Origin of the sequence: Gulosibacter sp. (assembly GCF_052090685.1) — a bacterium.
Classification (GTDB): Bacteria; Actinomycetota; Actinomycetes; order Actinomycetales; family Microbacteriaceae; genus Gulosibacter.
The window spans coordinates 16,545-28,359 of record NZ_JBQDBE010000028.1; the positions used below are offsets into that span (position 1 = coordinate 16,545).

Sequence of the window (11,815 nt, forward strand, 5' to 3'; positions counted from 1 at the left end):
CGGTACTACTGCGGCGAAGCCTGCGGAATCAGTTCGCTGCAGAATTTGCGAAGCCCGGCCGGCCGAGCGCTACCGGTGGACCCGCAAGAGTGCACCGAGGCGGCGACGTGTTTCGCGAAGCTGCGTCTCGAGTTCGCTCACGGTGTCATCGTCGAGCCCGCCAAGCTGATTTACCTCGCGGGCGTCCTGACGCACCTCCATCCGGAACTGCTGCAGTGCCACATCCACGCGCCGCAGCAGCTGCGCCTGGTCAGTGCTCGGTGCGGCAGCGTCGTCCGCGGTGTCGTCGGTGGCCGCTCCGGCATTGGCGTCTGCGCCAGCACTGCCGTCTGCGGCGCTATCCGATGCTGTGGCTGACCCGGCAGCTGCACCCTCTCCCTGCGTCGCTTCCTCAGCAGCGTCAGCCTTCGCTTGGGCCTTCTCCTGTGCAGCCTCGGCGTGCTTAGCGGCCTCTTCCGCATCGGCAGCGGCGCGCTCGCGGTGGAGTGCCTCTTCTGCGGCAGCGCGTGCCTGAGCTGCGATCTGATCGAGTTCTGCGCGCAGCCCCTGGCGAGCCTGCGCGAGACCGGCGCGAGCCGACTGTGCGAGGGTGCGCACCGTATCCGTGCTCTCGGCCGTGACGCGCTCAAACTCCTCGCGGCGCTGCTCCACCTCGGCGCGACCGGCGTCGGTAATCGTGTAGATCGTCTTGCGGCCGGCCTGCGTCTTGGTGACGAGCCCCTCTTCCTGCAGCTTCGCGAGCCGCGGATAAATCGTCCCGGCCGAGGGCGAGTAGTCGCCGTCGAAGTGCTCGTTGAGCGCGTTGATGAGGTCGTAGCCGTGCCGCGGCTCACGCTCGATCAGCGTGAGCAGTACGAGGCGAAGTTCGCCGTGCCCAAAGACTGGCGGGTTCATCGCTGTTCCTCGCCTTCTGCGTTGTCACCAGCGTGACCATCAAGCTGCTCGCCGGTATTTTCATCGTTGCCGCCAGTGGTGGATGCGCGGTCAGTTTCGTCCGTCAGACCCGAGTGCTGTACATGGCCAGCCTCGACGTGGGTTCCGGCGGGTGCGCCGGTCGCCGCGGTGTGGGTCCCGAAGGGCGCGGGTGACGGCTTCGGTACCTGGGCGTCTGCCGACGTCGGCGGCACAATGTTGGCCTCGGGCTGCGGTGCGCTCGACAAATCAACGTTCGGGTTCATCGGCACGCTCCAGGCTGCTGGCTGAGCCGCTGCTGTGTCGTCAGTCGTGCCAGTGTCGCTAGTGCTGTCAGCGTCACCGGTGTTCTCGGCATCACCAGCACCCGCCCCCGGACCAGCCCAAGCCCCCGGTTCCTTCACCATCGGCAATCCGCCGAGCACCGTGACCCGACCGGCAACGGTGTTGACCTTCACCTCGGTGATCGGCTCGCCGGCTTGCGGCGCGTAGTGACGAACCTGTTTGCCGTAGAGCGGCTCGACAATCGTGTCGCCAAGCTGTGCCTTTCCGGCAACCGTGGTGAGCTGCACACTCGCGTTCGTTTCGTCAGGAAGGCGCACGGTGATTGCCCCCGAAACTGACGAGCTTGCGACCGAGGTGGGCGCAGCATCCTCGCCCGCAACATCCACAACGGTGGAACCCGAAATGGTGTTGCCGTCGAAACTCTTGATCGGGCCGGTGACGGTCACATCGCCGGTCGCCGTGCGCGCCTCAACGACGCCGTCGTGGCCGCGGACACTGAGCTCGCCGCTCGCGGAAGTGAGCTGCAGCTTGCCGGAGGTGCCGTCCACGAAGTGCTCGCCAGCCACGGTCGTGATCGCGATATCGCCGTCCACACCGGTGACGAGCACATCCGCGCTCGTGGCTTTCACGTTGACGCTCACGTGCTTCGGCACGAGCACGCTCACGGTTGCTTTGGGTGGGTCCACGAGGGTTCGCGCGGATGCGCCGAGCGAGCCCCAACCAAGCTGCGGGTGGTCGATGATCAGAGTGTCGCCGTCGATCGCGATCTTCATATCGCGGCCGGTCAGCGAGGAGACCTCCACCCGGGTGGAGGGGAGTTCGTGAGTCATGACGTTGATCGACCCACCCATCATGTTGACGCGCACCTGGCGCACGGTTTCAAGGTCGATAGTCTTTGGGGTGTCGACATGCCACTGTTCTATGGCCATGGAGTACTCCAGTTCTTCAGTGTGTGTATATCGCGATATATCGCGTTAGTATCTACCGTACGACCCGAGCGCCCGAACACGCAATCGTGAATGCTGTGTGATGACCGTGCATCCACCATTCAGGTTGTTGAAGTGCGCTATTACCCGCATAGTGCAAGGATCAACAGGTGCATCGCCTCGCTCAACTCAGCCTGACCAACCGTGCGCTCATCGCGCTCGTGACCCTTACGATTGCGTTTTTCGGCGTCACCTCGATGACTTCCCTCAAACAAGAGCTCATCCCGTCGATCTCGCTGCCGCAGGTATCGGTCATCACGACCTACCCCGGTGCATCCCCTGAAATTGTCGACAACGACGTGACGGGCCAGGTGGAATCGGCACTGCAGGGCCTGCAGGGGCTCGAAGGAACCTCCACGGTCTCGAGCGCCGGGTCGTCGATGGTCTTCGCGAGCTTCACCTACGGCACCGATATCGTCTATGCCGAGCAGCGCATCCAACAGGCGCTCAATCGCATCGAAGACCAGCTACCGGACGACGCCGAATCGAGTGTCATGTCAGGCGGGGTGGACGATCTTCCCGTCATTCAGCTTGCGGTCACCGGTGGCGACTCGATCGAGGTCGCGGAGCACCTCCGTGTCGAAACGGTAGGGGAGTTGCGCTCACTCGAGGGCGTGCGCGCGGTTGACCTCTACGGCGACCAGTCGGAGCGAATCAATATCGCGCCGGATAACGATGCGCTGGCGGCGAATGGCCTGACCATCGAGTCGATCACCGACACGATCGAGAACGCCGGTGTGCTCATCCCAGCCGGACAGATCACCGAGGACGGTGAGACGCTCACGGTCCAAGCGGGGCACGTGCTCGAAGACGTTGCTGACCTCGCCGAAATGCCGGTGGTGGGTGCGGAAACGGATGCCGAAGGTGAGGTCGTCACGCTCGAGAATGTCGCCGACGTCACCCGCGACTACGCGCCGGTCTCATCGATCTCGCGCGTCAACGGCGAGGATGCGCTGACCCTGTCGATTACCAAACGTCCGGATGCGAACACGGTCGAGGTCTCCGAGACGGTCATTGCCGAGTTGCCCGAGCTCGAAGAGGACATTAGCGCCGCCGTTGGCGAGGATGTGAACCTCATCGTCGGGATGGATCAGGCTCCGTTCATCGTGGAGTCGATTCAGACGCTCGTCGACGAGGGACTCCTCGGTCTGCTCTTCGCGGTCATCGTCATCTTCGTCTTCCTGCTCTCCATCCGCGCCACGATCATCACGGCGATCTCCATCCCAACTTCGCTGTTGGTGACCTTCATCGGGCTGCAGTTCATGGACTATTCGCTCAATGTGCTCACGCTGGGCGCATTGACGATCGCGATTGGTCGCGTGGTCGATGACTCAATCGTGGTGGTTGAGAACATCCGAAGGCACCTGTCGATCAATCCGACGGCGGCCCTGCGCGGACACGAACGCGTCACCGTGATCGCGCACGCCGTCCGCGAGGTCGCCTCCGCGATCACCGCATCCACGATCTCAACCGTCGCGGTGTTCGTACCGGTGATTTTCGTTGCCGACATCACGGGAGAACTGTTCCGACCCTTCGCGTTGACCAGCGGCATCGCGATGCTGGCCTCGCTGTTCGTGTCGATCACGATTGTGCCTGTGCTCGCGTACTGGTTCATGGGTGGCTCGAAGGTGCGTGGCAATTTGCCGGCGATGGACAGCACCGGCAAGCACGCTGCGGTTGACGAAGAGTCGGTTGAGGAAGAGCCAGCAGTCGAAGAGGATGCGCTGGTCACCACGCACCTCACCCACACTCGCGTCTCGCAGGAGGAGCGCGACGCCGTCATCGCCCAGGTGGAAGCGGAACCGCGCAACTGGCTCCAGAAGCTCTTCGAGCCGGTCCTTGCCGGTGTGCTTCGTTGGCCCTGGGCCATTCTGGTTGGCGCAATTGTCGTGCTTGGTGGAACCGTCGCGATGACGCCGCTTTTGACCACGAACTTCCTCGGCTCGGCCGGGCAAAACACCTTCACCATTTCTCAGGAACTCTCGGCGAACGCATCCATCGAAGCCATGAGCGATGAAGCCGCGGAAGTCGAAACCGTGCTCGAAGACTACGAAGAGATTGAGCTCGTGCAGCTCAGCTACGGTTCTGACCCGCTTGCCGCGATGTTCGGCGGTGGCTCTTCGACCGCGCAGTTCTCGATCACCGTTGACCCGGAGGCCGACGCGGATGCCTTGCAGGCAGAGCTCGTGACCGTGTTTGAAGACCGCGAGGACCTCGGCGAAGTGACGATTGGTCTCGCCGGTGGCGGCGGATTCTCGGATGAGGTCACGGTCCGCGTATCCGCCCCGGATCTCGACGTGCTCGCCGAAGCCGAGGCAATTGCGTTGCCCGCGATTGCCGAAGTTGAGGGTGTGACCCAGGCGACCAGCGATCTCGACGAAACCAGGCCGTTCATCCGCCTCGGCATCGACCAGGCCGAGGCCGCGAGCTACGGACTTGACGAGGCCGCAATTGGTGGCCAAATCGCGCAGGCGCTGCAACCGATCGAGGTCGGCCAGGTCATGCTCGACGGGCAGTCGATGAGCATTTACTTTGTTGGTTCGGATGAGCCTCCCGCCAGTGTCGAGGAACTCGAGGACCTGGAAATTCAGGTCGGCCCGACCACGGTGCCGCTGAGCGACCTCGCCGATATCGAGATCGTTGACGGTCCGGTGGCGATCAACGCGGAATCGGGTACCCCCTTCGTGGACATCGCCATCGCTTCGGACAGCGCCGACCTCGGCGGTACCAGCGCGGCGATTGAAGCGGCGCTCGCGGATGTCGAATTGCCGGCGGGTGCCGACGCGGAACTTGCCGGAACCGCAGCCGACCAGCAGGAAGCCTTCGAACAGCTGGGGCTCGCGCTCCTCGCCGCGATCCTGATCGTGTACATCGTGATGGTGGCGACCTTTAAGTCGCTGCTGCAGCCGTTCTTGCTGTTGATCTCGATTCCGTTCGCCGCGACCGGTGCGATTCTGTTGCAGCTGGCATCGGGGATTCCACTCGGTATCGCCTCGTTGATCGGTGTGCTGATGCTGATCGGTATCGTCGTGACGAACGCCATCGTGCTCATCGACCTCGTGAATCAGTACCGCGCTCGGGGGCTGACTGTGCGCGAAGCAACCTTTGCCGGGAGTAGCCGACGTGTGCGCCCGATCGTGATGACGGCACTCGCGACGATTCTTGCGCTCACCCCGATGGCAATCGGGCTCACCGGTCAGGGCGGATTCATCTCGCAGCCGATGGCGATCGTGGTGATCGGTGGACTCTTGTCCTCGACGCTGTTGACGCTCGTTGTGCTACCGGCGCTGTACGTTGTCGTTGAGGGTTCGCTCGCGAAACGACGTGCTCGTCGCGAAGAACGCAACGAAGCCAAGCTCCGCGAATCCGGATTGGTGGAGTGATCGGGGCACAGTTAGGGGATATCGCGGACCGGGGCGGTCCGTCAGCCCGTTACTTATGGCTGTAAACTTGCGTACGTGAAGGTGAGGACAAGGTCCCTCATCATGAGTCAGGGAAAGTCTGCGGAACATAATGCGTCCGCAGGCTTTTCTTTTGGCCCGATTACCAGCGGCGTCCAGATACACTCGAATAATGGCAATGACACCGGACGACGTCTCCCAGGACGAGTTTGAGCCGGACTTCAACGAGCGTTTGGTCAACGAAGCTTGGTGCAAAGAAATAAGTCGCCGTCTCGACGAGATTCAAGTTGGCTCGGTCAAATTCAGCACGTTTGAGCAAACCCGTGCCAAAGCTCGCGCACTTCTGGACGCTCTCAATCGGTGAGTAACTCGCCGGCCGGGCACCGGGGGTTTGTCACCCGCGGATACGACTACGGTTGGATAATCACAACCGCGAAGGCAGGCATGGCAAGAAAGCGTGGCGGATTCCGCCCACCCAAGGACTACGACCCCTCGGCGCGCAAGCGCGGCGATAAGCGTCGCACCGCACAAGGCGGTCAGTCTGCTGCGAAGCGAAGCGAGGATGGGGCCGCCGGGCCGTCGAAGTCCGGCCGCAAGAACGATCCCCGGCCCCGTACCAAGCCGCAGCCGCGCACCAAGCCGCAACCCCGCGATGAACGCGGCCGGCAGCAGCCGCGTCGCGAGCATGAGGGTAAGCGTGCTGGGCAGGGCTCGAACGGGCTCGTGGACCCGCGGAAGCAGCAGGAGACTGAGGCAGCCGCCCGGAAACCTCCCGAAGACCGCGTGCTCGACCGGCTCGACGCGAAGGTGACCACCGCATCCGATGCCGAAGGCGTCTCGTTCGCCGATCTCGGACTCGAACCGCGACTGGTCGACGCGCTCGCTGAACTCGGTGCGGAAGAACCCTTCCCGATTCAGGTCGCGACGATTCCGGATGCGCTCGGTGGCAAGCACGTGCTCGGCCGTGGCCGCACGGGCTCCGGCAAGACCATCGCTTTCGGCGCCGCGGTCGTGCAGCGCCTGTTCTGGATGAGCGGCAAGACGAAAAAGGGCGTCGGTCGCCCGCCGCGCGCACTCATCCTCGTGCCGACCCGCGAACTCGCCCTGCAACTCGACCGCACGATCCAGCCGCTCGCACGCGCAGTGGGACTTTTCACCACGCAGATCTACGGCGGTGTCGCGTACACCAAGCAGAACACGGCGCTCAAGCGCGGCGTCGACATTGTGATCGGCACGCCCGGTCGCGTCGAAGACCTCGAGCGCCGCGGCAATCTCGACCTCTCGCAGGTCATGATCACGGTGCTCGACGAAGCCGATGAAATGAGCGCGATGGGCTTCATCGAGCCGGTCGAACGGCTCCTCGACCTCACCAAATCGACGGGGCAGCGGATGCTGTTCTCCGCCACGCTCGACGCGGCGGTGCTCGGGCTGGTCGGCAACTACATGTCGAACCCCACCGTGCATGAGCTCGATGAGGATGCGGTGGGCGAGATCGAGCACCGCGTGCTGGTCGTCGACCGCCGAGATCGAGTACCGGTGCTCGCGCAACTCGCAGGCTCGGGCGGGCGCGTACTGATTTTCCGCAGGATGCGCGCGGGTGCCGAGGAGCTCGCGGTCGCCTTGCGCGAGCACGGCGTCGAAGCCATCGCGCTGCACGGCGATCTCACCCAGCCTGAGCGCACGCACAATCTCGAGCAGTTCACCAACGGCAAGGTGGATGTGCTGGTCGCGACCGATGTCGCGGCGCGCGGCATTCACGTGGACGACGTGCGCCTGGTCGTGCAGGCCGACCCGCCCGACGAATACAAAACCTATCTGCACCGCGCGGGCCGTACCGGTCGCGCAGGTAACCGCGGGATCGTGGTGACCCTCGTGCAACCCGGCCGCGAACGCCGAATGATCGAGTTGCTCGGCCGGGCCGAGATCGAGGCACCGATGATTCCCGCGAGCCCGGGCTCCGCATCCCTCGATGAATTTATGGCGTAGCTTCACCGGTCAAACCTGGCTGTCCCGTTTGGCTGGCGTTTACCTGGGAGACACCTTTCGCTCTTCGCGCTCGTCTTAGCTGCTCAGGTTGTGTTCTGACATCAAAGGAGCAGGGATGCGCGTAGTAGGGCGAGGTCTCTCGGCCGCCGCGGCGATTGCAATTGGAGGGTCCGTGCTTGTCGCGGCCCCATCAGTTGCGCTCGCGGCGCCGGTTGAGGGCAATATCGTAATCAACGAAATCGAGTCTTCGGGTGGAATCCCGGGGGACTGGATCGAATTTTTCAACAACAGCAATGAATCCGTCGACATGGGCGGTTACATCGTCAAGGACGATGACGACGACCACCAGTACGTCATCCCCACCGGGACCACCGTCGAAGCTGGCGGCTACCTCGTGCTCGACGAGCTCAATGGCGGCGAAGGCCACTTCGACTTCGGCCTCGGCAATGGCGACTCAGTTCGCCTCTTCGCCCCCGACGGCACCACACTCGTAACCGAACAGGCCTACCCGGACCACGCATCCACCACCTACGGTCTCAACCCCGCTGGTGAGTTCGTCGAGACCGCCGTGCCGTCCAAGGGCACGATGAACAACTTCACCGGCATCGTCATCAACGAGGTGAACTACGACGCTGCGTTCTCGGGCGAAGAAGACGCGGTCGAGCTCTACAACGCGGGCACCGCATCCGTTTCGCTCGATGGCTGGAGCATGCACGACGACAAGGACCGTCCGGGCGAAGGCGACATCCCCGCGGGCACGGAACTTGCTCCCGGCGAGTACTTCGTGATGTACGGCGATGACGTCAACTTCACCTTCGGTCTCGGTAAGGGTGACGAGGTTCGCCTGAAGGATGCATCGGGCAACGTTGTCGAGGCAATGGCCTACGAGAACGACTCACCGACCATGATCTTCGCTCGCTGCCCAGACGGCATCGGCGTATGGCAGCACGCTACGGAGCTCACGCTCGGCGCGGCCAATAACTGCGAGCCGCTCGCACCGGCCGAGCCTGCGCTCATCCTGAACGAGATCGACTCGGGTCCGGCTGACTGGCTGGAGTTCGTCAACCCCGGTAACGAGGCACTCGACATCTCGGGCTACGAGATCCGCGATAACTCGGACGACCACCGCTGGCGCTTCCCCTCGGGCTCGAGCATCGCTGCTGGCGAATACCTCGTCGTCGAAGCAACCACTGAGGGCGAGTACTTCAACGATGAAACCGACACCTGGGAGACCGGCACCTTCGAGTACGCGATCGGTATTGGCTCGGGTGACTCGATCCGCGTCTACGACCTGAGCGGCGAAGTGATCCAGGAACACTCCTGGACCGAGCACGCCGCCATTGACGGCGATGCCGCACTCGCAACTCTCGGCCGCTGCCCAGACACCACCGGCGCCTTCGCACTCGCACACCCGACTCCGGGTGCCGTGAACGACTGCGTGATTCCGGATGTTGCGATCAACGAGATCGAGTCGAACGGCGGTACGCCTGGAGACTGGGTTGAAATCATTAACACCGGCACCACCCCGGTAGACATCTCGGGCTGGACCATCATGGACAACGACCCCGTTGGCCACGCAGCCGATGTCACCCCGCTTGCTGAGGGCACCATCCTCGAACCCGGCGCGCTGTTCGTCTTCGACGAGCTGAGCGAATTCGGCTTTGGACTCGGCAACGGCGACACCGTGACGGTGCGCGACGCTGCCGGTCAGACCGTTGACGAGCACATCTACGAGGCACACGCCGCGGGCACGCTCGCGCGCTGCCCCGACGGCACGGGCGAATTCATCGACGTGGACGTTCCGACCAAGGGCCAGCTCAACGCTTGCGGCAACCCTGTCGTGCTGAATGAGGTCGAATCCTCGGACGCGGCGGACGGCGACGACTGGATCGAGCTCTACAACCCGAAGGATGAGCCACTCGACATTTCGGGGCTCGTCATCAAGGACAACGACGACTCGCACGAGTACGTCATCCCCGCTGGCACTGAGCTCGACGCCAACGCATACCTCGTGATCACCGAATCCGAGTTCGGCTTCGGCCTCGGCGGTAACGACTCGGTTCGTATCTACGACGACGGCAACATCGTGCAGTCAACCACCTGGACCGGTCACGCCGAGCACACCTGGGGCCGCTGCCCCAGCGCGACCGGCAACTTTGCCGCCACCTCGGAGCCGACCCCCGGCGCACTCAACGCTTGCCCTGGCATCCCCGATGTCGTCCAGTGGCCCGGCGCTGACCAGGTAACCGTGCTCGACCCCGAGCAGATGTTCATCGAGGACTCCTCGGGTCTCGACTTCCACGAGGGCGCACTCTGGGCTGTGGACAACGGCACCGGCATGATCTGGAAGCTTGACGCCGAGGTTGACGGTTCCGTTGCCTTCGCCGAGGGCTGGGAAGACGGCAAGCGCGTTCGCTTCCAGAAGGATGCATCGGATCCCGCCGCTGCCGGTCCTGACGCTGAGGGCATCACGCTGGATGCCTCGGGCACGGTCTATCTCGCGGTCGAGCGTGACAACTCCGACAAGGGCACGAACTTCAACGCCGTGCTCGCGGTTGACCCCAACAAGGCCGGCCCGGACATCGTGGCTGACCGCGAATGGGACCTCACCGACTCGCTGCCCGCCGTTTCGGCCAACATGGGTATCGAAGCGATCGAGTGGGTTCCGAACGACATCGTGAACGGTGCGATCGTTGACGCCAACACCGGCGCGGCGTTTGATTCGTCGAACTACCCGGATGCTGCGGCTGGCGGTGTGTTCTTCGTCGCACTTGAAGACGATGGTCACGTCTACGCCTACGTGCTGAATGAGGACGGTTCTGCGGTGCAGATCGCTGACCTCGACTCGAAGCTCGGCGGCGCGATGGGCCTCGACTACGACTCTGTCCTCGACGTGCTCTGGGTTGAGGCCGATGACGGCTACAACGGTCGCCTCGCGCAGCTCACGCTGAACGGCACTGACTCGCCAGAGATCCTGCACATTGAGCGTCCGGCTTCGATGCCGAACCTCAACAACGAGGGCTTCGCAACTTCGACCGCAGACTTCTGCGTCGACGGCCAGCGTCCGGCCTGGTGGTTCGCCGATGGCGAGACCCCCGAGGCACTGCGCACGGCACCGCTTGACTGCGTGACCGAAGGCGGCGGCGGAGACGACGCTAACGGTGACGATGACGCTAATGGTGACGACAGCGCTAATGGTGACGACTCAGCATCGGGCGACGATTCGGCAACTGGCGATGATTCAGCAACTGGCGATGACTCGGCCTCTGGAGATGACTCGGCCTCTGGAGATGACAGTGCTTCGGGCGATGATTCGGCAACTGGTGATGACTCGGCTTCCGGCGACGACAGCGCCAATGGCGACGACAGCGCTTCCGGCGATGACGCGGCATCTGGTGATGACTCAGCCGCTGGCGATGACTCGGCTTCTGCAGACACCTCGGCAACTGGTGATGACTCAGCTACCGGCGATGACTCGGCCGCTGGTGACGACTCCGGTGCCGACAGCGCAGACGCCGCAACCTCGGGCTCAGCTTCCGCAACTGGCGGCAGCGACGGCTCGGACGACAACGGCGGCAAGCCTGGTGACGCTGGCGACGACAACGGTCTCGCGCAGACCGGTGCTGAGCCACTCACCTGGGTGCTCATCATCGCGGGTGTGCTCGTGGTTGCTGGTGGCGTACTGTTCCTGGTCCGCCGCAAGAGCAACTCGGCTGATACCGAGTAAGCAATAACAAAACCGGGTGGCTGGATAGCGTCGGCTTAGTCAGCCACCCGGACAACTTTGGTTGGCCAGCACCACCGTACTCACCGCCACCTAGACAGTGCGGGGTTCCTCATTTGAGGCACCCCGCACTGTCTTTTGCGGTAATCGGCGTCGTTGTCATTGCAGCTGGCGCTCATCATGGTTGAAGTACGAACCATGATGAGCGCTACCTGCAATGATTACGAACGCTAGCTGCATTGATTAGCGCCAGGTGCCATGGTTGCGAGCAGGAAATGGCAGGCATTGCAAATCGCACGCACGTCCGCACGTATCTGTGCACCCGAACGCTTACCGGCGCAATCGCGCTTGCGCAGCCGCGCCCCGCGCTTGCGCCCACGCGATCGCGACGGGGCACGCGACCTGCGCTGACATTTGCCGTAGCCGGCGCTGTTGTCAGGGTAGCTGGCGCTCATCATGGTTGAAGTGCGAACCATGATGTGCGCTACCTGCAATGATTACGAACGCTAGCTGCGATGATG

At 63.3% G+C, this 11,815-nt stretch carries 6 protein-coding genes; 4 read left to right on the top strand and 2 right to left on the bottom strand.

Annotation, left to right across the window (positions count from 1 at the left end):
* Positions 1-69: 69 nt before the first annotated feature.
* A complete protein-coding gene (locus ACTHXA_RS14155; protein ID WP_441673488.1) occupies positions 70-894 on the bottom strand; it encodes a PadR family transcriptional regulator in 825 nt (274 codons plus the stop codon).
* Entirely contained in the window at positions 891-2,126 is a 1,236-nt protein-coding gene (locus ACTHXA_RS14160; protein WP_441673490.1) for a DUF4097 family beta strand repeat-containing protein, read from the bottom strand. The genes ACTHXA_RS14155 and ACTHXA_RS14160 overlap by 4 nt, the downstream gene beginning before the upstream one ends.
* Before the next feature lie 167 nt (positions 2,127-2,293).
* On the opposite strand from ACTHXA_RS14160, the gene ACTHXA_RS14165 reads away from it, so the two are divergent.
* From ACTHXA_RS14165 to ACTHXA_RS14180, 4 genes are all read left to right on the top strand, one after another.
* A complete protein-coding gene (locus ACTHXA_RS14165) occupies positions 2,294-5,566 on the top strand; it encodes an efflux RND transporter permease subunit (RefSeq protein ID WP_441673492.1) in 3,273 nt (1,090 codons plus the stop codon).
* 190 nt (positions 5,567-5,756) lie between these two features.
* Entirely contained in the window at positions 5,757-5,948 is a 192-nt protein-coding gene (locus tag ACTHXA_RS14170; protein WP_441673494.1) for a hypothetical protein, read from the top strand.
* Positions 5,949-6,028: 80 nt separating this feature from the next.
* Entirely contained in the window at positions 6,029-7,570 is a 1,542-nt protein-coding gene (locus tag ACTHXA_RS14175) for a DEAD/DEAH box helicase (protein ID WP_441673496.1), read from the top strand.
* A 115-nt stretch (positions 7,571-7,685) separates the two neighbouring features.
* Positions 7,686-11,297, top strand: a complete 3,612-nt coding sequence (locus ACTHXA_RS14180) for a lamin tail domain-containing protein (protein ID WP_441673498.1) — start codon at positions 7,686-7,688, stop codon at positions 11,295-11,297.
* Positions 11,298-11,815: the final 518 nt, after the last annotated feature.